This window comes from Proteiniclasticum aestuarii (assembly GCF_017368455.1).
GTDB lineage: Bacteria > Bacillota > Clostridia > Clostridiales > Clostridiaceae > Proteiniclasticum > Proteiniclasticum aestuarii.
On the sequence record NZ_JAFNJU010000004.1, the window covers coordinates 127,026 to 150,908 of the forward strand.

The 23,883-nt window shown below is 47.6% G+C and carries 26 protein-coding genes and 1 tRNA gene; 2 read left to right on the forward strand and 25 right to left on the reverse strand.

Annotated elements, in window-relative coordinates:
* Positions 1-36: 36 nt before the first annotated feature.
* A complete protein-coding gene (locus J3A84_RS06630; protein WP_207599219.1) occupies positions 37-912 on the forward strand; it encodes an aldo/keto reductase in 876 nt (291 codons plus the stop codon).
* A gap of 481 nt (positions 913-1,393) precedes the next feature.
* On the forward strand, positions 1,394-2,767 hold the full coding sequence (locus J3A84_RS06635; protein WP_207599220.1) for an MATE family efflux transporter: 1,374 nt from the start codon (positions 1,394-1,396) through the stop codon (positions 2,765-2,767).
* 226 nt (positions 2,768-2,993) lie between these two features.
* Here J3A84_RS06635 and J3A84_RS06640 read toward each other — a convergent pair whose 3' ends face one another.
* From J3A84_RS06640 to buk (J3A84_RS06760), 25 genes are all read right to left on the reverse strand, one after another.
* On the reverse strand, positions 2,994-3,275 hold the full coding sequence (locus J3A84_RS06640; RefSeq protein WP_207599221.1) for a hypothetical protein: 282 nt from the start codon (positions 3,273-3,275) through the stop codon (positions 2,994-2,996).
* A 217-nt stretch (positions 3,276-3,492) separates the two neighbouring features.
* Positions 3,493-3,583, reverse strand: a tRNA-Ser gene (locus J3A84_RS06645).
* A gap of 87 nt (positions 3,584-3,670) precedes the next feature.
* Complete coding sequence (locus tag J3A84_RS06650) at positions 3,671-4,585, reverse strand: aldo/keto reductase (RefSeq protein WP_207599222.1); 915 nt, start codon at positions 4,583-4,585, stop codon at positions 3,671-3,673.
* Positions 4,586-4,631: 46 nt separating this feature from the next.
* Positions 4,632-7,730 carry an AAA family ATPase gene (locus J3A84_RS06655; protein ID WP_207599223.1) on the reverse strand — a complete coding sequence of 1,033 codons (3,099 nt, stop codon included), beginning with the start codon at positions 7,728-7,730 and terminating at the stop codon, positions 4,632-4,634.
* Positions 7,720-8,865 (reverse strand): metallophosphoesterase family protein, encoded by a 1,146-nt coding sequence (locus tag J3A84_RS06660; protein ID WP_207599224.1) that lies wholly within the window; start codon positions 8,863-8,865, stop codon positions 7,720-7,722. The genes J3A84_RS06655 and J3A84_RS06660 overlap by 11 nt, the downstream gene beginning before the upstream one ends.
* 315 nt (positions 8,866-9,180) lie before the next feature.
* Positions 9,181-9,600 (reverse strand): SRPBCC family protein, encoded by a 420-nt coding sequence (locus tag J3A84_RS06665; protein WP_207599225.1) that lies wholly within the window; start codon positions 9,598-9,600, stop codon positions 9,181-9,183.
* A gap of 154 nt (positions 9,601-9,754) precedes the next feature.
* Entirely contained in the window at positions 9,755-10,228 is a 474-nt protein-coding gene (locus J3A84_RS06670) for a GNAT family N-acetyltransferase (RefSeq protein WP_242694056.1), read from the reverse strand.
* A gap of 105 nt (positions 10,229-10,333) precedes the next feature.
* Entirely contained in the window at positions 10,334-10,873 is a 540-nt protein-coding gene (locus J3A84_RS06675; protein WP_207599227.1) for a hypothetical protein, read from the reverse strand.
* Positions 10,874-11,028: 155 nt separating this feature from the next.
* Positions 11,029-12,372, reverse strand: coding sequence for a phosphoglucosamine mutase (glmM, locus tag J3A84_RS06680; RefSeq protein WP_207599228.1), 1,344 nt, complete (start codon positions 12,370-12,372; stop codon positions 11,029-11,031).
* Between the two features lie 124 nt (positions 12,373-12,496).
* The gene (locus J3A84_RS06685; protein WP_207599229.1) at positions 12,497-13,378 is read right to left on the reverse strand and encodes an AIM24 family protein; all 882 of its coding nucleotides are present in this window, start codon (positions 13,376-13,378) and stop codon (positions 12,497-12,499) included.
* Positions 13,379-13,613: 235 nt separating this feature from the next.
* Positions 13,614-14,333, reverse strand: coding sequence for a bactofilin family protein (locus tag J3A84_RS06690; RefSeq protein ID WP_207599230.1), 720 nt, complete (start codon positions 14,331-14,333; stop codon positions 13,614-13,616).
* A gap of 84 nt (positions 14,334-14,417) precedes the next feature.
* On the reverse strand, positions 14,418-14,609 hold the full coding sequence (locus J3A84_RS06695) for a hypothetical protein (RefSeq protein WP_207599231.1): 192 nt from the start codon (positions 14,607-14,609) through the stop codon (positions 14,418-14,420).
* A 54-nt stretch (positions 14,610-14,663) separates the two neighbouring features.
* A complete protein-coding gene (locus J3A84_RS06700) occupies positions 14,664-14,855 on the reverse strand; it encodes a hypothetical protein (protein ID WP_207599232.1) in 192 nt (63 codons plus the stop codon).
* A gap of 56 nt (positions 14,856-14,911) precedes the next feature.
* Positions 14,912-15,103 carry a hypothetical protein gene (locus J3A84_RS06705; protein WP_207599233.1) on the reverse strand — a complete coding sequence of 64 codons (192 nt, stop codon included), beginning with the start codon at positions 15,101-15,103 and terminating at the stop codon, positions 14,912-14,914.
* Between the two features lie 55 nt (positions 15,104-15,158).
* A complete protein-coding gene (locus J3A84_RS06710; protein WP_207599234.1) occupies positions 15,159-15,350 on the reverse strand; it encodes a hypothetical protein in 192 nt (63 codons plus the stop codon).
* A gap of 9 nt (positions 15,351-15,359) precedes the next feature.
* The gene (locus tag J3A84_RS06715) at positions 15,360-16,079 is read right to left on the reverse strand and encodes a polymer-forming cytoskeletal protein (RefSeq protein WP_207599235.1); all 720 of its coding nucleotides are present in this window, start codon (positions 16,077-16,079) and stop codon (positions 15,360-15,362) included.
* A gap of 14 nt (positions 16,080-16,093) precedes the next feature.
* Positions 16,094-16,714 carry a DUF4004 family protein gene (locus tag J3A84_RS06720; RefSeq protein ID WP_207599236.1) on the reverse strand — a complete coding sequence of 207 codons (621 nt, stop codon included), beginning with the start codon at positions 16,712-16,714 and terminating at the stop codon, positions 16,094-16,096.
* Between the two features lie 374 nt (positions 16,715-17,088).
* The gene (locus tag J3A84_RS06725) at positions 17,089-17,637 is read right to left on the reverse strand and encodes a 2-oxoacid:acceptor oxidoreductase family protein (RefSeq protein WP_207599355.1); all 549 of its coding nucleotides are present in this window, start codon (positions 17,635-17,637) and stop codon (positions 17,089-17,091) included.
* Positions 17,634-18,401, reverse strand: a complete 768-nt coding sequence (locus J3A84_RS06730) for a thiamine pyrophosphate-dependent enzyme (protein WP_207599237.1) — start codon at positions 18,399-18,401, stop codon at positions 17,634-17,636. Before J3A84_RS06730 ends, J3A84_RS06725 begins: the two co-directional genes overlap by 4 nt.
* A complete protein-coding gene (locus J3A84_RS06735) occupies positions 18,401-19,471 on the reverse strand; it encodes a 3-methyl-2-oxobutanoate dehydrogenase subunit VorB (protein WP_207599238.1) in 1,071 nt (356 codons plus the stop codon). Before J3A84_RS06735 ends, J3A84_RS06730 begins: the two co-directional genes overlap by 1 nt.
* Before the next feature lie 12 nt (positions 19,472-19,483).
* Entirely contained in the window at positions 19,484-19,693 is a 210-nt protein-coding gene (locus J3A84_RS06740; protein WP_207599239.1) for a 4Fe-4S binding protein, read from the reverse strand.
* A gap of 20 nt (positions 19,694-19,713) precedes the next feature.
* Positions 19,714-20,376, reverse strand: coding sequence for a nucleotide-binding protein (locus tag J3A84_RS06745; protein ID WP_207599240.1), 663 nt, complete (start codon positions 20,374-20,376; stop codon positions 19,714-19,716).
* Between the two features lie 267 nt (positions 20,377-20,643).
* On the reverse strand, positions 20,644-21,711 hold the full coding sequence (gene buk / locus J3A84_RS06750; RefSeq protein WP_207599241.1) for a butyrate kinase: 1,068 nt from the start codon (positions 21,709-21,711) through the stop codon (positions 20,644-20,646).
* A gap of 59 nt (positions 21,712-21,770) precedes the next feature.
* Entirely contained in the window at positions 21,771-22,673 is a 903-nt protein-coding gene (ptb, locus tag J3A84_RS06755) for a phosphate butyryltransferase (RefSeq protein WP_342590945.1), read from the reverse strand.
* The gene (gene buk, locus J3A84_RS06760) at positions 22,660-23,751 is read right to left on the reverse strand and encodes a butyrate kinase (RefSeq protein WP_207599243.1); all 1,092 of its coding nucleotides are present in this window, start codon (positions 23,749-23,751) and stop codon (positions 22,660-22,662) included. The genes ptb and buk (J3A84_RS06760) overlap by 14 nt, the downstream gene beginning before the upstream one ends.
* Between the last annotated feature and the right edge of the window lie 132 nt (positions 23,752-23,883).

A 23,883-nucleotide genomic window follows, 5' to 3' on the forward strand; every position in this document is an offset into this window, starting at 1 on the left:
GTATGATGGAATCACTATAATAAAGGAGATTGATTAATGAATACATATACTTTATCCAATGGATTCGAAATCCCGGTGATCGGATACGGCACCTGGCAGAATGAGGATCCCAAGGAATGCATACGTGGCGTGAAGGATGCCTTAGCAGTGGGATTCAGGCACATAGACTGCGCCAGAGCCTACGCCAATGAAGATCTGGTGGGGCAGGGAATCCGTGAAAGCGGTGTGCCCAGAGAAGAGATCTTTCTCACCGGCAAACTGAGAAACGCTGCCCATGGCTACGAAAATGTCCTGAGAGAAGTGGAAACGACCCTGAAAGATCTGGGCACCGATTATCTCGACCTCTATCTCATCCACTGGCCGGTGGTCAAAGGGCATAAAAGCGACTGGAAAGAAGATAATATCGAGACCTGGAGAGCCTTCGAGAAACTCTATGAAGAAGGAAAACTGAAAGCCATAGGCGTCAGTAACTTCTCCAGAGAGCATCTCGAGAATCTTCTGGAAAACGCGAAAATCAAGCCCATGGTGAATCAGATTCTCATTCACCCCGGTGTGCTCCTTGATGAAGATATGGCCTTCTGCAGAGAAAACGGGATTCTTCTGGAAGGATACTCACCCCTTTCTCCCATCCATACACTAAGTGAAGAGGAAACCTTCAAAGAGATCTTGAGAAACCATGGGAAGACGCCCGCACAGGTGCTGCTTCGCTTCGTACTGGAGCTGGGTGCTCTTCCTCTTACAAAAACCATCCATAGGTCCAGAATGGAAGAAAACATCGACGTATTGGACTTCTCCCTCACGGAAAAAGAGATGGACTACCTGAAATCCTGGTCTCATCCGGATTTTTCTCCAAGAGATAACGTGAATGAACGTCCCCCTCAGAAGCTGGATGAAGTGCTGGCTGGAAAATAATAGTTGTAATGAACCTGCTTCTGACTCCATGAACAGATCAGCCATCTCGAATACCCTAATCAGGTGTCACCCGCGGATCTTTTCAGTGCACTGATACTGATCACACCATAGATCCGTAATCATTAAGGGAGTACACCGGTTTCGATATCTTTCATAATTCAAGAAAAAGCAGCATCTCTGATAATGATTCAGGGATGCTGCTTTTCTTACATGACTGTACGATTATTTCTACTTTTCTCATCCATAGCCCGCTCAGCAGGAAGATCTCCTGTTCTGGTTAAAAATGAGCTTATGCATTCTTATTTCTGATTTATCGGAGATTTTCTCCTGCATTTTTGCTACAATGTATAGAGATTATCGGATCCGTTTCGAACGGTAGGATTACTCGGAATCATCCCTGAGCAGATCGCCTGAATCTTCAGGTGAGCGTATATCAACCGGTTGCCTAATAATGAAATCAGACTGGATTTTGGAGGCCTTCATGAAAGATAACAACACTTCCTTCTATAAAAAAATGCTCTATTTCGCTCTACCCGTCACCCTGCAGCTGCTTATCACTTCCGGACTCAATATGGTGGATTCTCTTATGGTGGGTGGACTTGGTGTCACTGCCATCGCCGCAGTGGGCATCGCCAATAAGTACTCTCAGTTTCTCATCATTACCCTCGCTGGCTTTGTCAGTGGGGCGTCCATCTTCTCCGCCCAGTATTTCGGCAGAAAGGACAAAGACGGCGTGAAGAGGACCCTGGACCTGGTCTTTATCTATGTGACGCTGTTCTCGCTTTTCTTCGGCGCAGTGACACTCTTCTTTACAAAAGAGATCCTGGGCATTTTCTCCAGCGATCCCGTCGTCATCGATTCCGCCGTCTCCTATGTGAGAATCATCGCTTTCACCTATCTTCTGACAGGGTGGAGCATGCTTTTCGGTGTGATACTGAAAACCATGGGGATTGTGCATAAACCCACTGCCTACAGCATCACAGCACTCATCGTGAACACTTTTTTCAACTGGGTGCTCATCTATGGAGCGCTGGGGTTTCCGGAGCTTGGTATAAAGGGTGCTGCCTTTGCCACCCTTCTCGCCCGTCTGATTCAGACGCTGCTCCTTCTTCAGCTTCTCTTCAAAGAAAAGCTCGTCGGAAGAAAGACCTACGGGACTCAGAAGAACTACGGATTCACACGCAGATACTTTGCGCTCACCCTGCCCTCCATTTTCAATCATCTCACCTGGACCCTGGGCGACATCACCTTCTTCTATATCTTCACCCAGGTGGGCACCAATGAAACTGCAGCTGTTGCCCTTGTTGACCCTCTTGTGTTCATCTTCGTCTGCGTCTATACCGGCATCAGTGACGCTTCCTCTGTGATGATCGGTCATGAGCTGGGGAAGAAATCCTTTGAGAAGGCAAAGGAATATGCAGGGAAATTCCTGCTTCTTACGCTGAAGCTCTCGGCTTTGACCGCTTCACTCATTCTGCTCTTCAGCCCGAGACTGCTTACGCTGTACAACATCACTCCGGAGGTGGAAGAGCTTGCAAGGACCCTTCTCTTCATCTTTGCCGGGCTCTCCGCCTTCAAGCACCAGAACTATGTGAACAATGTCGGAATCCTCCGCGTGGGCGGAGATACCACCTATGTACTCTGGCTGGATACCCTGACTGTATGGGCTTTCAGTATTCCGATCACATTCTACCTGCTTTCGATCTCCGCCCCCTTCCCGCTGATCTATTTCTCCGCAGGAGCGCATGAAATCCTTCGTATCTTCTTTGGTCTGTCTCGTACCAGAAGCGGTAAATGGGTAAACTCTCTGGTGGATGACACTGTGGATGGAAAATCTCAGGCAGAGATCTTATGAACTCTTTTATCAGATCCTTCTCCTCATGAATAGCTGGGCGATTCCGAGGGATATAAACTGTACAAAGAAGATCTCATGCCTGAGTCTCGAAATCATCCTATTAACCGAAAATATTATGATTAAAGCAAGCGAAAAAGCAGCATTTCTCTCCGAGAAACACTGCTTTTTCGCTTTTTAAGAATCCGGGTCAAACTGCCTGATAGGATGTTCTTCTGATGTTTACAGGCTAAAGATTCATAATAAATGTAACACCAAAAACAGCAATACCAATGAAAGAAACAAAGAGTGACTTTCCTTCTTCTTTCATATAGTAATAGATTGCACCTCCGGCAGTCAGGGCAAAGGGAATCAGAAGCCCCACATATTTACTGGCGTTGTTTCCCATGGACCCATCCATCTGAATCTGAAGACCTATGGTCTCTGGCAGTATTATGATTCCTATGATATACAAAGCCAGGGCAATCAGAACGAGAGCTCCACTAAGCATGATTCGACCATTTTTACTCATATTGCACTTCCTTCCATTATTGTTAATATTACTAAAACCACTTTTCTCAATACTTACACCTAAATCTAAATCATTTTCCATAAGACATCAGTTATTGATTAAATTATAACACTATCTGAAACCGATATTAATTTTTAAGAAAAAAACACACCCGTTAATGAAAGTAAATAAGTTAAAAGCAGCTCCCCTCATCACAAGGGAAGCTGCTTTTCATTTCTGGCGGAGAGAGAGGGATTCGAACCCTCGGTACGCGGTTAGCGTACAAAAGTTTTCGAGACTTTCACCTTCGACCTCTCGGACATCTCTCCACAACAGAACTAGTATACCTTTTTTTAGGGTGTTTTGACAAGAGAGAAGTGCAATCTTACCAGACATAAGACTGCACTTTTTTCTGTCTATCTGAAAATCGTACTGATTTCTTGGAACTCCTCTTCCGTGACCTTCACCTTTCTCGTCTTCTGATTGGCTCTGATCTGATCCGCTTGCTTCGCTCCTGGAATCACTGCATCAATGAAGTCCGTTTCCAGATACCAGGCCAGTACCAGCTGATAGACTTCGCAGTCCTTTTCCCGTGCCATTCTCCTCAGCAGATCGATCTTTCTCAGGTTCTCCTCGTACTTGGTGGAGAAATTGAGATTCTTTCTTCTTCTTTCGGGAATCTCCGTTTCCATCGTGTATTTTCCGGTCAGAAGACCAGCTGCCAGAGGAAAATATGGAATAAAGGCGATGTTGTTTCTCCTCAGATAGGGAATGAACTTCTCTTCCTTGTCTCTAACCAGAAGATTGTACTCATCCTGAACCACATCGATGTATCCGTCTCTGTTGGCTTCCTCGATCTGTTCCAGAGAAAAATTGGACACGCCGATTTCACGGATGATGCCTTTCTCTCTGAGCTTCTGGAGGGCTCCTACAGCCTCGTACTTCGGTGTCTTCTCATCAGGAAAGTGGATGTAGTAGATGTCGATATAATCGGTCTTAAGCCGTTTCAGGGACTTGTAGACCTCCTCCACCAGAAAGTCCGGATGGTTGTCCACCACAATCTCTCCCTTTTCCATTCTGTGCGCACCTTTTGTTGCCAGAAGGATCTTGTTTCTCGCATTGCACTTCTTCAGCACATCACCGATGACTTCCTCGGAACCGCCCATGCCGTAGTAGTAGGCCGTGTCGAAAAAGTTCACCCCCAGGTCCAGCGCCGTCAGAATCATGTTATGGGATTCCTCGTCGCTGATGGGATTGTAGCCGGGATTGCCCACCGCATTGGTGCCCAGCCCCACCGGATTCAGCTGAAAATCGTTGTAGATTTCATTCATTCTCTCATCCCTCTTTTCCTTCTTTTCTTTCTATTCTACCATAGCTTCAGTCAAAAGCGCTCAGCTTTGTGACCTCCGTATCCGGAAGCTCTTTCGCCCACCCAAGGATTCGCTCATGGCAGGTGAAAAGAACGCTCTGGACCGGCACGTCCCGGTCTCTACTGAATTCATGGAGAAACTGAAGCCCTTCTCTGGCCCTCTTGTCATCATACTGGGTGAACACATCATCCAGGAATAAGGGTCTTGTGATGTCTTCCTGAATGATCAGGTCCGATATGGCCAGTCTTAGAGAGAGATAGGCCTGATCTATGGTTCCCCCGCTTAGGAAGGCCCAGTCATACATCTTCTTCGAATCCTGATCCTGGAAAGAGATGGCAAGGTCTCTCGACACCATAACCTCCTCATACTTCCCGCCGGTGAGTCTCTGGAAGATCTTCTGGGTCTTTTCATTGACCCTGGGACCAAAGGAGCTCTGCATCCTGGCGAACGCACCCATGAGGGTTTCTCTGGCAAGTTTCAGCGCTTCATGGTCACTTTCCATTTCCTCATATTCCGTGCGTGCTTCCTCCATCTCATTCTCGATCTGGCTGATGTTCTTTTTCCGTCTGTATTTTTCCCGCACTTCGGACTGCAGGGAGATAATTTCCTCACGGATCTCCTGGATGATACCTTCCTGTTCCTCCAACGCCTTTCTGATTCTCGACTTCTCCTCTTCATCGGTGAAGTCTGTCTCTTCCGCCAGAGAAAGTGCATCCACCTTCTCTTTCTGTGCAGCGAGCTTCTCTTCCAGTTCAGGGATGCTGGTTCTTCTCTCCAGGTCCTTTCGATGCTCCTCCGCCGATTCCAGCTGAAGGGTCAGTCTCTCCTTCTCCGTCAGCACTTCACTCAGGGCGCGTAGGATGTCATCCGCTTCCTCCACAGTGTCCAGCTCCTTGTAGATTCTGAAATGTTTCCGGATTTCCTCTTCGGAGTCTTTGCGTCTTTCCAGATATTCCCCGAAGCTTCTTCTGCTGTTTTCCACTTCCTCGGATTTTCTGTCCAGACGCTCACGATGATTCTTGTAAGCATAGTATTTTCCGGAAAAAGCATCCAGATCCTCACAGCTGTGAGCCTCAAGAATTTCCTCCAGCTCCTTCTTCAGGGCCTGGAGTTCTTCCTCCTGCTGGCTGATCTTTCTTTCCAGCTCCAAGATATCCTCTTCACTCACCTGCTCCTCATCGTCTTTCAGAAGAGCTGAGGCTCTCTTGAGCGCTGCCTCCGAAGCTTCCATGAGACCAAAGAGTCTCGTGACCTGGGTCTTCTTCTCGTCCAGCTTTTCACGTAGCTCCATGCGCCTCTTCTGCACTTCCTCGAATCCTGGCTGCAGGGCAGCCAGTCTTTCCGCCAGGCGGCCGATCTCCCTTTCTGTTTCCTCCAGCTCGGATTTCAGTTTCCTCACGTCGGCTTCTTCCGCCGCATATTTTCTGATGGATTCCCCTTTGGCTTTCTCCAGTCTCTCTTCGCTATCTCTTATGAGCACCTCATTGATGCTTTCCCTCTGAACGATTCTCTTCTCCGTCTTCCGGAAGGAAAGAACGAAGAGGACTGCTGATACAAGTAGCCCTGCAAAGATCAGCTCATCCACCAGGATCCCAAGAAGGACCACAAGGACTGTAAGAAGGATGGCACTGCCAAGCACAGGCTTTCTTAGTTCTCTGCCGCCAGGAATCTCCTCTGTATAGATCTGAGGTTTTCTGGCCTTCTCCAGCTGCTCTCTGGCATCTCGTATTCTCTCTTCCTGTTCCTTCTGAAGCGTAAGGAGATCCTCTTCCTTCTCCAGAAGATTAGAAGACTTGTTCTCCGCCTTACTGGCAAGACCTGATTTCTGCTTCGTGAGCTCTTCCAGGGCATCCTGCTTACCCGCAAAATCTTCCTCAACGGCATCGTAATCCCTTTGAAGATTCGACAGTTCCAGATCTTCCAGCTGGAAGTTTCTTTTCGCTTCGCTAAACTCTTTCCGGAGGGTTTTTCTCTCCTTCTCTTTTTCATAGACATCCCTGCGGTGGCGCAGAAGGTCTCTGTTTTCGGAAAGAACGCCACTTACGATCCTTCTTTCCTTGTCAATGCGGAAGGCATCCCGGAAGGTTTCATCCGATACCGCCAGAGGCACCGTCTCCGTCAGCTTCGCAAGAAGGTCTTCGGATTCCTGAAGCTCCTCCTTCAGATATCTGCCGTCGGAGAGAAGCCCCTCATAGGCCTTTCGCTTCTCCTCCCCCTTCACAACAAACGCTCGATCGATGTTCCCGTAGGGTGTGGTCAGTTTCTTCTTTGTTTCTTCCAGGGCTTCCATAAGCGCAGCTCTTCTCTTTTCCCTGCTTATGGCTTCCTGATATTCTTTCAGGTTGGCGAAGAGAGAAAAGCCTTCATAGTGCGCATCAAGAGACTTTTTCTTGTTCACCTCTTCCTGAAGCTGGGCCTCCTTCTCCTCCACCTTCTTCTGATAAAATGCTTTATCTTCTTCATCGATTCTGGCCTGCCGCTTCTCCTCGGAAAGATCTTCCAGGAGCTGCCCGGCTCTTACAAGAAGTCCGTTCTTCCTGCTTTTCGAAACCAGGGTCTCCTCCTGACTTTGGAGAAGATTCTTCGCTTCCTCATAATTCACTTCTTCACTGCCTGTGGTCACAAGGTTTAAAAGCTTCTCCGTAATCTCATCCTTCTTTGTGGAAGTGCCTAGAAGCGTTCCGCCCTGTCCGATGAAGACACTTCTTGAAAAAGCCTCTTCTCCCACACCGAAAAACGCTTCTCCGGGACCCGATTTGGAGGAAAGCTTCACCTTTTCGGAAGTATCCTCATTCCATAATGTAACCTCATCGGTGGTATTACTGCTGCCAAAGGTTCTTTCCAGACGGTAGTTCTTCCCCTCATGCTCAAAGAAGATCCTGCCTCTCATCTCTTTTCCGTTCCAGGGTCTGTATTTCCTCCTGGGATTTTTCGTAAGATCCGTGGATCTTCCTCCATGGCCATAGAACATCATGAGGATGAACGCCATGATGGTGCTTTTTCCGTCCTCGTTGTCTCCATAGATCACGTTCAGCTGGGGTCCCAGTTCCAGTGCGTAGTCTTCGAATTTTCCGAAATTGTCCAGTTTCACGCTTTTAATAATCACCAAGTCCCACCTGCCCTTCAAATGCTTTCATGCCATAGTCCAGTGCTTTGTCGATCCTTGTAAGGGCCTTTTCATCCCCGCTTTTCTCCGCCTCTTTTCTCTGCAGAAGAAGCTCCTGCACGAAATATCCCCTGAGAGATTTTTCCCGGGCCATCTCCTCATAGTCCACAGCCATTCTTGTTTCATCCACAAGCTTCACGAAGTAGAGCTCCTCTTTCAGCGCCAGCTCCACATTCTTCCAGGGAATCTTCTGGTCCCGGTTCATGGTGCCTTTCACCCTGATTCGATAGAAATGCTTCTCGAAGGACTCTCGGTAGCGCTCCTTCAGTAGCGCGAGAATCTTCTTCTCCGCCTCGATTTCATTCTGAACCTCGGAAAGGTCCATCTCCTCCACGAGATACATTCTCTGGCTGAGCGGTCTGAATTGAAGGTCCATCTTCTCCCTGCTTATAGTGCCCATATAGACGCCCTTTTCTCCCAGCTCATCGAACCCTCTGCCTTCGGGACATCCCGGGTAGGCATACCAGGTGCTGCCTGCCTTCTCTATGGAGGATCTCAGATGAATATGCCCCAGGGCCACATAATCCATGCCGCTTCCCGATAGGACAGACGGCGTGATGCCGTGGTAGTCGCTTTCCTGGTTCTCCGACACCAGATCTCCATGGACAACGCAGAGATTCAGGTACTCCCTTTCCACGGGAAGCTTTGGATCAAATAGGGACCTTCTTACATAGGTGCTTTCAAATCCCGCCCCATAGACTGCCGTCTTCAGATCCGGAAGAACCACCCTCTCCATCTTCCCTCTGAAAATCGTCACATTGTCCGGCCAGTCCTCTTCTGCATAGGGGGAATCCATGGCCACATAGTCATGATTGCCCGGAGAGATGAAGACCCTGGCGGGCACTTCCGCCAGATAGGTTTTCACCGACGCTGCGATCTGAGGATCCACATTGGCTCCTTCAAAAAGGTCTCCTGCGATCAGCAGCAGATCCATCTTTTCTTCTTTGCACAGCTGGGTGATTCTCCGAAAGGTTCTCAGAAGCTCTTTCTTTCTGGCTTCCTGCTTTTCTGGCACCGTGGCGACCTCTGACCCCAGGTGCACATCCGCCACATGCATCAGTCTGATCTCATTCATCTGTCATGCTCCTCCTCATCCTCATTGGCTCTATTCTCATTATTACCTATTCACTATCCCGTTTTATGGACAGAATTTACTCTTCCTTTTCATTATAATATAAAACCCCATGAAATGAGAACTTATGTTTCAGATTTCTCTTTGTGAAGGCACTGTACTTCCCTGATCCTTAGCTTGCATTCATGAAGCCCACGAAAAAACAGCCCCTTGATTAGAGGCTGCATCATCTGCTGAAGTGCTTCTGCCTTAAGGGCTGCCTGCGGGCATCGCTCACTTCTTCATCAAATTCTATCTGGAATCTCCTTCTGAGACAGCTTATCCGAGGCTCTCCGCATAGGCCTGGAAGCGGTCCAGAATCGCCTGCCATCCTGCCTTCTGCATCTCCACGGGAAAGGTGTTCTCCGCTTCGAATACACTGACGATCTCCGTTTTGCCCTCTTTCTCCGTAAAGGTGGTGAGCACCTTTCTACCGTCATCCAGTGTATAGGCGATGCGCTCATAAGGCACGACCTCATCATAGGTTCCGGTGAAATCAAAGCCTTCCTTGCCGTCCTTGGATTCCATGCGATAGGAAAATCTGCCGTTTTCTCTCAAATCATTCAGTGCTCTGGGACTGTGCCAGTCATCCGATGCGCTGTTCCACTGCACAATGTGTTCCGGGCTGGTCCAGTAGGTCCACACTTTCTCTGGTGAGACTTTTACAGTTGCCTGAATCGTTACGTTTGTTTGTTCCATGAGCTTGCCCCTCCTTTCAGGTTTTCTACTCCCACAATTATATTGCTATTTTTTGTCAATGTAATGAGCTGTGTGAAAACATTATGTGAAGGCAGAAACTTGAAGGAACAAGACTCTGTCCGATGGCCTGAATTTCCCCCACCGGTACCAGTGTTTACAGCTTCAGTAAGGCGATGACCTCTCCGCCGATGACATCTCCGGTCTCCTGAAATCCTGTGGAAGTGTATAGCTTCTTTGCCACCGTATTTTCCGGTTCGTAGGAAAGCCAGCAGAGCTTCGCTTCCCCGCAGGGAAAGCTTCTCAGATAGTTCAGGGAAATCTCCAGCGCCTTTCTGCCATAACCTTTTCCCTGAAAATGTTCATCAATCATGAAGCGCCAGATGCCGTAGCTTCCTTTGATGTAGTCCGGGTCCCCTTCCTCGTATCCGTCAAAGCCGAACATGACAAAGCCCACCAGCTCGTCCTCCTCATAGATGCCGAAAGGCAGCGCTACCCCTCCGCTGGTGATGGTGGTATAAGCCTGTAGAATACTCTGCGTATTGGTCGCCACGAAGTTCTTCTGGTCCTCTCTCACACGGAGTCCAACGATTTTCCAGATGTTTTTCTCATCCACTTTTCTAAGCTTCAATTCTGTACCCCCTCTTTTCTCTTCATCATAGCATTTTTCCATATCCGTCTACGAAAAAACTGCAGAAGATTCATGCGATCCTCTGCAGCGTCTTTCACCTGTTTCCTATTTCAGACTGCTGGTTACTTTGACCTCATCCACATTTTTCAGCTCTTCCTGGCTCACCGTAAAGAGGACATGTCTTGTGGCGATATCCATGGTGCCGATTTCCGCTTCCGTTCTGTTGATGAACGCTTCCGCCATGTTGTCCTTGATCACAAGATTTTCTCCCACAACGCTGTTGGAACCGGAACTCTCAACGAGGATCACAGCCACAAATCCCTGTCTTTCAAAATAGGCTTCATCCACTTTCTGAAGCTTCGTCAGACTCAGTTCATCAATGAAGAAGGGATTCTCTAGAATCGTGTAATCCGCGTCATATTGCCTGAACTCCTCATAGGTCCGGATGATGCGATTCTCACTGATCATATCCAATCCGTCTGAGGTTCTGAAATTCATGATTTCGGTCATGGGCGCCTCCATAGGTGACTCAGCCGTAACCGGCGCTCTCGCTCTTTCCAGCATGACGCTGTCACCTGCTGATTCTTCTTGTGCACAGGCAGTCAGAAGAAAGAGAGATAAGAGTATCAATGCGATTTTCTTCATGGCTTCACCTCCTTGTTTTCTTACTTCATTTAAACATATGCAACCCTTCAAGAGATTGCGAAAAAATAACATTTTAGTATAAAAATAAATCATTGCTCAGGAAAGGAGAACCACACCACAAGATGATGTCGTTCTCCATCCATACCTGTCTTTGTCTATAATCTGCTCTTGATGAGATCTGCAATGTTTTCAGCTGATTCGGTGATTTCCTCTAGGTCTTCACCCTCCAGCATGATTCTCACCAGCGGCTCGGTACCCGACGGTCTGATGAGCACTCTGCCCTTGCCTTCCAGTTTCTCTTCCACGGAACGGATGAGACTCTTCACTTCCTCATCGGTTTCGTGGATCTTCTTCATCTCATTGGGAATCTTCACATTCACAAGAACCTGTGGCAGCTCCTTCATGATGGACGCCAGCTCGCTGAGGTTCTTCCCTCTGTTTTTCACAATTCCTGCCAGCTGAACCCCTGTTACGATTCCATCCCCTGTGGTGTTGAAATCCTTGAAGATCACATGACCTGACTGCTCTCCTCCGATTGAGTAGTCATTCTCCATGATGTTCTCCAGCACATAACGGTCTCCTACAGCGGTGATGGCCACCTTCAGTCCCAGCTCCTTGGCTGCCAGCATCAGTCCAAGGTTACTCATAACGGTGACCACAATGGTGTCATCCTTCAGTTTGCCCATTTCCTTGAGATACAGTCCTGCCACAAGGATGATGAAATCCCCGTTCACAAGATTTCCCTTCTCATCCACAGCCAGACATCTGTCTGAATCCCCGTCAAAGGCCAGACCCAGATCGCACTGGTTCTCCACCACAAACTTCATGAGATCCTCGGGATGGGTGGACCCGCAGTGTTCATTGATGTTGATTCCGTTGGGCTCATTGTGAATGACATGGACCTTCGCACCCAGTTTTTCGAAGGTGTCCACTGCAGCTCTGTAGCTTGCCCCGTTGGCACAGTCCAGGGCGATTTTCATGCCCGTAAGATCCCCTTCCAGGGTCTTTGCCGCAAACTCCACATAGTCTCTTGTTGCGTTTTCCGCATGACTCACATGGCCGATGTCTCCACCTATGAGAACGGGAATGCCGTCAAAATCCTCTTCGATGATCTTCTGGATTTCATCTTCCAGTGCATCGCTGAGCTTGAATCCCTCTCTATTGAAGAACTTGATTCCGTTGAATTCAACGGGATTGTGGGAGGCTGATATCATGACCCCCGCATCCGCTCCATATTCGCGCACAAGATACGCCACAGCCGGTGTAGGCACGACGCCCAGAAGCACCGCTTCAGCGCCTACGCTGAGCATACCGGAAACCATGGCGCTCTCCAGAAGGTCTCCGGAGATTCTGGTGTCCTTCGCCACCAGGATTTTAGGCTTATGGGTTCCCTTTGTTAGTACCAGCGCTCCCGCTTTCCCAAGCTGAAAAGCCAGTTCAGGAGTCAGTTCGCTGTTTGCGATTCCTCTCACTCCATCTGTTCCGAACATTCTACTCATAATTTACCATCCTTACTATTTACTCATTTCTTCAATTGATTCGCATAACGATAATATTATATAACACATGGCCGGATATACCAAATCACTTCTGACCATTCGCCCCTGAAATATGATTACCGTATCATTTCTCTTCCTTGTGATCTGCTTCCTTTTCCCTGGGATGTTTCTTCCAGGTGTCCCCCATCATGTTGTCCATCCCACCGACGCCAAAACTCAGACCTTCAGTAAGGATCCTGTCGTAGACCACCTTGGTAGGCATGAGCCACACTTCACCGGTTCCCCGGAAGACATTGAGCAGTCCCTCTCCGCTGAATCCTGAACCGATGAGGGTCTTCGTGGTCTTTTCCACGGTGAACTGGATGCCTGCTGTTCGAAGAACCGAGAAGTTCCCGTCAATCTTCAGCACATCGTCCACCAGGGAATACTTGAAGATTTCCGTTTCTGGCACGGGAATTTCAAGGACCACGATACCGGATCCTTTCAGCTTCGTCTGAAAGAGACCTTCTGTCCCGAAAAGGGCACTGCTGACGGTCTTCATGGAGCTGATGCCGATTTCGATGCCGTCTTCCGCTGCAAAGAACAGGGAATCATAGATGATGATTTCCTCCTCTTCCAGCTCCAGAAGGGCATAATGACCGAAGGAAGGTTCCAGAAGAATCTCTCCCACTCCTTTGAAGTGGGGCTTGATCACAGGCTCTCCTGAGATCTTGGAGGATACGAACTTCTTGGACAGACTGAAGAGTCCGCCCGTGTTGGTGGATACTTCAATGGGTCCTCTCATGAAACTCAGAGCATTGGCCTCCGTGTAGACGCCACCGCCGCTTAAGACGATTCTCAGCTGTCTCAGCTTGATATTGGCTTCTCGCATGTAGGACAGCATGAAAGCTGTCTTCACATCGGTACCGCCTTTCAGATCCTCATACTCCAGCACCTGAAATGTGGATACATTCTTGAATTCACTGAGTTTTGTCAGGGTATTGTTCATACTGATATTGGTTTTCAACGGGGATTCACCACCTTCATTATTTTAGCTTTTCAATGTTCTAACTCTATTTATCATTATACCATCAAGAGCTTTATGCTGTCAGAAAAACCGCTATGTTCACTTATGGATATCCTGATACTATCTATCCATATTTCCCGATAGGCTGCAAAAGGAAGAAGGATGCGCAAAGCGCATCCTTGTAAGAATGACAATCCATGGACTGTTCTTATGCCATGGAGCATGGGGTGCAGGACTAGAACTCTTCTTTCAGGTCCACAACGCCATCATCGAAGATTTCCAGGGTATCACTGTACTCCACTTTTCCGATTCTCGATCCTTTGCCGATCTTGACGATTTTTCCTCTGACCACATCCGCTGCTGTATTTTCCAGATGGATCTCATCCCCTTCGATGACCCCCACCTTCAGTGTACCGCCTTTTCCTTTGGAAATCAGTCCGGATAAGATTCCATGGAAGGATTCCATCCCATTATGGACTTCCAGCTTCTCACAGAAAATCTCTTTGGCCTCGGATTTCCCGCCAAGATTGAATTTCCCGTAGCCCAGATTCATGGAGGTTGTCACATGAAATTCTCCATTTAAGGTGAGCTCTTCCGCGCTGATTTCATCGACCTTCTCCAGTTCTCCGTTGATGGTGATTTTCTCACCCTCCACCACGGTGCCCTTCATGGAACCGTAGATCTTGATTTCCCTGCCCTTCACACGCTGATGGAAATTCCCGTCTCCGTAGACGCTGATTTCATCCGCTTCGAGATTCCCCTTGAACTTTCCATCGCCATAAACGGAAATCTTCACGGCTCTGACATCCTTCTCCGCAACGAGATCCCCTGCCGCTTTCACGTTCTCAGCAGAAACGCTGCCACTGAACCTCAGATCACCCGCACAGGAAATGTCCCCATAGTCTCCCGCCTCCAGATGGATGTCTCCCACACTCTTTATATTGTTCTTATCCATAATTACACTCCCTTTCGAGCTGTAGGGCTATCTTTTCTGATAGCCCGTTTAGATTATTTCCGTTTCAGGGAATTCTTAAAGCAATCACCATCTCATTTTGATGATCCATTCCCTCATGGCACCCTGCTGAGCTTTGTAGATATTGTCAGAAGGATAATCCAGATCCGCTTTTCTGCCGTTCAGAAGATTTTTCATCTTCCAGGAGATGCCTTCTGTCGCTTCCGGATGCACAACCTGTCCTTTGTCATTGACATAATGCATGTTGTATTTTTTCATTTTTACTTCCTTTCAAGTGATTTCATCACTTCGCAGCAGGAAACTTTCGGGTCTTCACCACTTCATTTTCATGGCCCATATACTCAGTGCTCTTCTCTGTTTCCTGTGATAGTCTCCGGAGTCTTCGTCCATCCTGTACTCTTTTTCTTCGGGCAGCGGTTTCATCTTCCAGGATTTTCGTAAAGCCTCTTCAGGATGGACCAGCTGTCCACGATCATTGATATAATGCATGTTATATTTTTTCATTTCTCTTCTCCTTACTTTCAGGATTTATCCTAGAGCAGCATCCCCATGGTCTGGACTTACCATCTCATTTTCATGATCCATTCTCTCATGGCATCCTGCTGAACTTTACAGATATTGTCAGAAGCGTAATCCAGGTTATAGTCTCTTCCATTCAGAAGGTTCTTCATTTTCCAGGAAATGCCTTCTGTTTCATCCATGTGGATGAGATGTCCCTTGTGATTGATGAAATGAATATTATGTTTTTTCATTTTTACTCCTTACCTTTCGATTTTCAGATCTTCAGCAGTATTCAGATGGAATGGATTACCATCTCATTTTCATGATCCATTCCCGCATGGCATCCTGCTGAACTTTACAGATATTGTCCGTAGCATAGTCCAGGTTATAGTCTCTTCCATTCAGAAGATTCTTCATCTTCCAGGAAATGCCTTCTGTTTCATCCATGTGGATGAGATGCCCTTTATGGTTGATAAGATGGATATTGTATTTTTTCATTTTTACTCCTTACCTTTCGATCTTCTCTTTCACAGTGGAATCCGGGTCAATGCTGAGCTCCTCACTGTATTCCACAGTTCCGATTCGGCATCCGGGTCCCAGGGTCACGCGCTCCCCGCTCACTCTTTCGCAGGTGGTGTTTTCCAGATAAATGTCATCGCCTTCGATGACATGGACTTTCAGGGAACCTTTTCCTTTTCCGAAAATGGTTTTGATCAGCCCTCCGGTATAACTGTTTCCTTCTCTCACTGTAATCTTTGCGCCAACCAGCTCAGATACTTCAGAACGAGTCGCCAGATTCAGTTCACAGGTTTCGCAGTTCACGACGCCGCCTGATAGGATGCCTCCATCCAGCCTGAAATCCTCGCACTCCATATCTCCGTCCACTTTGATTTCACCAGCAAGCTTCAGGTTTGTGCTTTTTATGGATTTCCCTACCTTGATTCCTCCGGAAAGCGATATTTCCTTTCCCGTCAGGGAACCTCCGATGGTGGACCCGCCTGAAATCTTTATCACGTCAGCCTGAACGTTACCGTTGATCTTGCATGCGCCGGATACTTTGCAGCTTCCTGCTTTCACGCTTCCATCCACTGTGATGGCTCCGGAGATGCTCATGGTCTCGCAGATGATGTCTGATGTGATTTTGCTTGCGCCGGATACTCTTACGTCTTTATACTCTCCACCTGTGGATACAGATGCTCCTGATATTTTCAGATCTCTTTTTTCCATGATTCTCCTCCAAATTAGATGATTTTCAGTTTCAGCTTCTCTACAGCACTTCTGATGCTGTAGTTGTCTACGATCGGTGTCTGGTCCGAATAGAAGATTTCTCCATTCTTGTGCAGCAAGGACACGCTCACGCCGAATTTTCGGTATACAGAAAGACTTGGATCTTTATCCTTGATGGTCTCATAATTGTCGCTGAGCATGCGCAGAATCCTCGACATATCTTCGATACTCAGATGTCCCTGGTTGAGCAGATCTTCGGAGATATACATGTAGAGGATATCCTCGAAACTGTACTCTTCCTTTCCTTTGAAGATCTCCTCATACAGATTGATGATCTCTTTGCTCAGAATCTGAAGGCTCAGAAGCTCTTCTCGTCTTCTCACCATGGATTCCGGAATGTCGGATGAAAACTTGTCTGCCAGATCATCCAGCGAAGCGCCGTCTTTCATGTTGAGAATCTGATGGATTCGGTCCATGATCTTTTCTCGGGGAAAGAAGGTTTCCTGTCCCGTATAAGTCGATTTCTTCATGAACCATTCTTCGGGAATCAGTTTCTTTCTTTTCCATCTATATAGCTGTCCATAGGATATACTCATTTCTACCAGTAAATCTTTCTTGGAAATTAGTTCTTCCATATTGCTCACCTCTTGATGAGAGTGTAACATAACATTGTTACGTTGTAAAGAGGGTAAGCATAATAAACCCGTATTTTCATGAATTATTGTCATATTGAAAATAATTCATGGTATTCAAGCGTTTTAGCTGATTATATTTAATAATTCACCTCATTTTCCCTTGAAATCATCAACGTAACAACCCCCTGGTCTCTTATGTACTATATTTTCAATAAATAGTCTCAGCGTAACAGACCTTATCCTAAAACAAGCCTTTGTCCTCTGTATACCTATATTCCTTACAGTATTTTGACATGACCTTTTCATTCATTCCAATAAAAAAGAACCCCCTAAGGATTCATGGGAATCCCTAAGAGGTAATTATAAAAATCCTATTACGCCATGACAGCTTCTTTCTTCGCGTATTCCACGCCCTTATCGATGGCTTTCTTGTTCATTTCAAAGAATGCTTCCTTGCCATGACCCTTCAGGGCAGCAAGCAGGGCTTCTTCGGAGATGATCTGTATCTTTTCCACAAGCGCGCCGAGAAGAACCATGTTGGCGATCTTCACGGAACCAATGGCACCGGCTTCATCCTGAGCTGGAATTCTGATGACTGTTACGTCCTCTCTCTTCACATCTCTTGTAACAAGATTGGAATCCAGAATGATCAGTCCACCAGGCTTCACCGTGCTTTCGAACTTATCCAGGGAAGGTCTGTTCATGACAACCAGTGTGTCTGGGGCGGTGATGATGGGTGCACCGATTTCCTCGTCGGATACGATGACAGAACAGTTGGCTGTTCCTCCTCTCATCTCAGGGCCGTAGCTTGGGCACCAGGATACATTCATATCCACATCCATGCCACCGAAAGCAAGGAACTTACCCATGGAGAGGATACCTTGTCCACCGAATCCTGCAAAAATAATTTCCTGTGTCATTATTTCGCCTCCTCTTTGCTCAAGTCCTTCTTTACGCCTAATGGATAGTAGGGAATCATGTTTTCTCTCAGCCACTTCAGAGACTCTTCTGTATTGAGGCCCCAGTTGGTAGGACAGATGGAAAGCACTTCAACCAGATTGTATCCTTTTCCGTCGATGGCATTCTGGAATGCTTTCTTGATGGCTTTCTTGGTCTTCGCAACACCGGCCACCTTATCTACAGATACTCTTTCGATGTAGTAGGAACCATCCAGCTGTGCAACCATTTCGGAGAATCGGATGGGATATCCCTGTGTCGCCACATCTCTTCCATAAGGTGATGTTTCGGTCTTCTGTCCTGGAAGAGTTGTTGGCGCCATCTGGCCACCAGTCATTCCGTAAATACAGTTATTCACAAAAATGGTTACAATTTTCTCCCCTCTAGCCGCAACGTGAACCGCTTCTGCTGTTCCGATGGCTGCCAGATCTCCGTCTCCCTGATAGGTGAAGACGATCTTGTCAGGATTGGCTCTCTTTATTCCTGTAGCTACCGCTGGCGCTCTACCATGGGCTGCTTCAAACATGTCACATGCGAAATAGTCGTATGCAAGTACCGAACATCCGACCGGTGCTACACCGATGGTCTTGTCCACGATATCAAGCTCTTCCATAACCTCACCAATCAGTCTGTGAATGACACCGTGGGTGCATCCAGGACAGTAGTGTGTAGGAACATCCAGTAAGCCGTTTGTGGGCTTAAACAGAATTTCTCTATCCTTTAACTCCATTATTTATTCCCCCCTACAATTTCCATAGCCTTATCCAGTATTTCTTCTGGTGAAGGAATCATTCCACCTGATCTTCCATAGAAATGTACTGGCTTTCTGCCTTCCACGGAAAGTCTCACGTCTTCCACCATCTGACCCTTGCTCATTTCCACTGCCAGGTAACCATGCTTGGTGCTTCCGATGGTCAGGTCAAAAGCTTCCTGTGGGTATGGCCATAGGGTGATCGGTCTGATGAGACCCAGGTTGATCCCCTTCGCTTTGGCAAGCTTGATGGTATTCTTGCAGATTCTTGCTGTGGTGCCATAAGCCACCATGATCAGGTCCGCGTCTTCCGTATTCATCAGTTCATACTTGACTTCATTCTTCTTGATTTCATCATACTTTCTGCCCAGGTGATCATTATGCTTTTCAAGCTCTTCACTCTTCAGGAACAGGGAGTTGATGACATTGTGATGTGCTCTGCCATTTCTTCCATTGGCAGCCCATGTCTTTTCAGGAAGCACTCTTGTGGATGTGGAAGGTCTGAATTCAACAGGCTCCATCATCTGACCCAGCATTCCGTCTCCCATGATCATGACTGGTGTTCTATACTGATCTGCCACATCAAAGGCTTCTGTAATCAGGTCCACCATTTCCTGAATGGAGGATGGTGCATAGACGGGCATATGGAAGTCACCATGTGCTCCACCCTTGGTCGCCTGGAAGTAGTCAGACTGTGCAGGCTGAATGCCACCTAGTCCTGGGCCTCCTCTGACGATATTGATGATGACGCATGGAAGCTCGGCTCCCGCGATATAGGAAATTCCTTCTGCTTTCAGTGAGATTCCAGGTGAAGATGAACTGGTCATGCATCTGACGCCTGTACCTGCAGCGCCGTAAATCATGTTGATGGCTGCAATTTCACTTTCCGCCTGCAGGAACACTCTGTCAATTGTAGGCATCTTCTTCGCCATATAGGCTGCGACTTCTGTCTGTGGTGTGATCGGATATCCGAAGAAACACTGACAGTTGGCTCTGATGGCCGCTTCTCCAATGGCCTCGTTTCCCTTCATGAGAACTTTTTCACTCATTTGCTCTACCCCCTATTTATACACTGTAATAACAAGATCTGGACACATTCTTCCACAGGATGTACATCCTATGCACTTTTCCATGAGTTCATCCGGAATACCGGCGGGTCTGTACCCCTTCTCATTCAATCTGTCCGTGAAACCGATGATCTTCACAGGACAGGCAATCACACACTGTCCGCAGCTCTTGCATCGTTCTTCTCTAAATACAACTTTTGGCATATCATATCCCCCTTAATATTTTAATTCCATGGTGTTTTCATGAAAATGTCGATGGGAAGAAGCTCCCCATGTAACTTACCCTCTAGCGATTCCGCCAGATCTCTTCTGGCCACGGTGTATAGATGCGGTATGCCAAGTTCTTTTGACAAATCATGAACAATTGCATCTCCCTTGATGATTTCCTCCGCGGTGGTCTCATAGGAGAGATTGGTATTGGAAATCAGATGCGTCACCTTCAGTCTTGAGGATCTTTCGATGCTCGCGATGTACTCCTTGATTCCCTTTTCGTCCGGTGTGAAAGGTCTCTGGGTATTGATCACGAAATACATGCTGTAATCCGTTTTGATCAGCTCGTGATTATACTGCCCCAGTACCGTTGCACCCATATCGTCTCCGCCGATATCCAGGATGAAGTTCGTATCTTTTTTTACAAAAATACTGGAAACTTCTCCAGGTACCACCATCAGCTCTGCATTGGACCATTCCGGGTTTGCCGCAATGACATCAATGCCGTCTTTGGCCAAGGTGCCTTTGAAGTCTCTGATACAGAAGAAAGGATTGACGATGTCGATATCAACAAGTGCCACCTTTTTCCCCTCATGATTCAGTTTTTTCGCCAGGTTGATGGAAATCTCAGATTTCCCGCTGCCAAAATGCCCTGTGATGATAGTGATTCTTTCCAAGTGGCATCCCTCCATTTTTACTGTACCTTTATTTTATTATAAAATCTTCCCTTAATCTAATTTCCAATTTCATGGCAAAATCCTGAATTGGTTTGAAGATTCATGTCTACATCGGTCAGCAAAGCGGATTTTCACAACAGAAACCCCAGTTTGTTATCAATAACCCCTGTATACCTTTACAAATCACGATTTTTGACTTATTTTAGATTTTTTCACTTTTTATTATTAATTTGATAATATTTTATCACGGTTTTGCACTTTCACATATTATTCGTAGGTGATGGCTTCCTCTTCTCCGGAAAGGACTCTGTTGGCCGCTTCAGCCAGTGCCAGCAGCTCGTCTTCTCCTGGATACACCACAACGTCCGCGATGAATTCCACTCTTTCTCTGATCAGCTTCACCATCAGCTTGGAATAGGCGATTCCGCCCGTAAGAATGATGGCATCCACCTTCCCGCTAAGCACCGCCGCTGCAGCGCCCACTTCCTTTGCCACCTGATAGCCCATGGCGGAATAGATCTTCATGGCATAGGCATCTCCGGCCAATGCCTTATCTTCCACTTCTCTTGCATCATTGGTGTCAAGATAGGAAACAAAGCCTCCTTTTCCGGTGATCATCTTGAGCACTTCCGCCTTTTCATGGGTTCCTGCATAGCATAGCTCCACAAGGTCTGCCACTGGAAGGCTGCCGCTTCTTTCAGGAGAGAACGGACCATCGCCATTCAGCGCATTGTTCACATCTATGACTCTGCCCTTCTCGTGTGCTCCAACACTGATGCCGCCACCCAGGTGAACCACGATGAGATTAAGGTCTGAGTAGCTGACACCCTTCTCCTTCGCATAACGCTTGGCCACCGCTTTCTGGTTCAGCGCATGGAAGATGCTCACTTTCTCAAAAGCCTTGTGTCCGGAGATCCTCGCCAGATCCTCCATTTCGTCCACAACCACAGGATCCGCAATGAAGGATTCCTTGCCAAATTCTGTGCCCAGACCATGGGCGATGATGGCACCGAGGTTTGATGCGTGCTCGCCTTTGATGCTCTTTCTGAGATCGGACAGCATGGCTTCATTCACTCTGTAGGTACCGCTCTTGATCGGTTTCAGAAGTCCGCCTCTTCCCACAAAGGCATCGAAGGAGTCCAGGCTCTCATTGTTCTCTGTGAGGATTTTCTTGATTTCGTCTTTTCTCCACTCGAACTGGTCGATGACCTTCTTGAAGCTGTTGATGACGGACGCTTCGTGTCTCAGCGTGAAGGACTTCACTTCCCTGTTGTCTTCGAAGATTCCGATTTTCGTTGATGTGGACCCCGGATTGATGATAAGTAGTTTATTCATAAATTCTCCCCTTTTGTTATATAATATCTTTTCTGATCTGATCACTGTCTGCGCTTACGCTATTTCACGGACGCATTGAGAACTGCCATGGCAATGGAGTTCACTTTGCTTTCGAAGGAATCTGCTCTGGATGTGACAACCACCGGCGCCTTGGCACCTAGGAGCACGCCGCCTGTTTTGGCATATGCGGCATAGGTCAGGGACTTATACAGCACATTGCCGGATTCGATGTTGGGCATCAGAAGAATATCCGCATGGCCTGCCACCGGACTCTTGATACCCTTGTGCTCTGCCGCTTCCACACTCAGGGCGTTGTCCAGCGCCAGAGGTCCATCCACCAGGCAGCCCCTGATCTGTCCGCGGTCGTTCATCTTGGAGAGCATGGCGGCATCAATGGTGGCCTGCATGGCTTCATTCACCACTTCCACTGCGCATACCACCGCCACCTTGGGCTTTTCCACACCCAGACTGGTGACGAAATTCACTGCGTTATTGAGGATGCCTACCTTTTCCTTGAGTCCAGGATAGGTATTCATAGCCGCATCCGTCACAAAAAGCATTCTGTCATAGCCTTCCACTTCAAAAGCTGCCACATGGCTGATGAGGTTTCCTGTGGCCAGCCCTTTTTCCTTGTCCAGCACTGCTCTTAGGAGGGACTTGGTATCCACAAGACCTTTCATGAGAATGTCGCATTCTCCCTCACGCACCAGATTCGCCGCAATCTTCGCTGCCTGTGCGGGACTCTTCTCATCGATGATTCTGAATTCATCATCGATATGAAGCTCTTTCAGAAGGCTTTCAATCTTCACCTTTTCGCCCACCAGAACCGCATTGCAGAGTCCCATCTCCTTCGCTTTGGCCACAGCCTGAAGAACCGGCTCGTCCTCTGCGGCTGCCACGGCAATGGTTCTCATACGGCCATTGCCTTTTACCTTTTCATAGATCTCACTAAAACTTTTCACTCAGTATTTCCTCCCTGTAACGCAATGGTTCTTCTTCATTCATCAGTACTCTTCTTGCTCCCTCATAGAGGGACTTCATTTCCAGTTCCCCTGGCACCAGTTCCACCGGTGCGATGAAGGATACATATTCCTTGATCATGCCGGTCATGAGACTGGAGTAGGCCAGACCTCCGGTGATGATGATGGCCTTGACATCACCTTTCAGCACCGCAGCACAGGCTCCGATCTCTTTCCCGATCTGATAGGCCATGGCCTGATACACCTTCGCCGCATAATCATCTCCATCATGGATCATTCTCTCCACTTCTCTTGCATCACTGGTGCCCAGATGGGATATAAGACCCGATCCTCTCTGGAACTTCTTGAGCAGGTTTCGCTTCTCATAGTTCTTGTCGTAGGCATATTTCACGAAAACGCCCAGAGGAAGCGTTCCGACGCGTTCCGGACTGAAGGGTCCTCCGTGGTTCGCGTTGTTCACATCCACCAGTTTTCCTTTTCTCAGTGGTCCTATGGAGAAGCCTCCCCCCAGATGCGCCACAATGAAGTTGTCCTCATTGAAGTCATAGCCTTTTTCCCGGCAGACTTTTCGTGTGACACCCTTGATATTGAGATAATGGGCAAGAGAGCCTCTCTCTTCGCCCTTGAGCCCTGTGAATCTGGCCAGGTCATCCATCTCGTCGCAGGAGACCGGGTCCACGATATAGGCGTTCACACCGGCTTCGTCGGCGATTTCCTTGGCAAGGATCGGTCCCAGATTGGACGCATGTTCTCCCTGCACCGCATTTTTCAGATCGTTTATCATATCCATATCCACAAGATACGCACCACCGATGATGGGCTTCAGAAGTCCGCCCCGGCCCACAACGGCAGCCAGGTCTTCTTTTCTGATGCCTTTTTCACGCAGGACGGAAACGATGGCTTCTCTTCTCATGGCATCCTGATCCGCTATATGGTCGTATTTCCTGATTTCTTCTGCGCTATGCTCCACCACTTCCGTATGAATCTCCATGGATTCCGTGCTGTAAATGGCAATCTTTGTTGAAGTTGAACCTGGATTAATTACCAAAACATATTTCATGTGTTTTCACCCCCAAACTATTTCCTTATAATCATATCAGAAACCCTTTACATTTGAAAATACCTAAAACTCGCTTATTTTCAACCCATCTGTTAAAAAATCACAAAAAAAGTAGGACTATCGTTAGTTGAT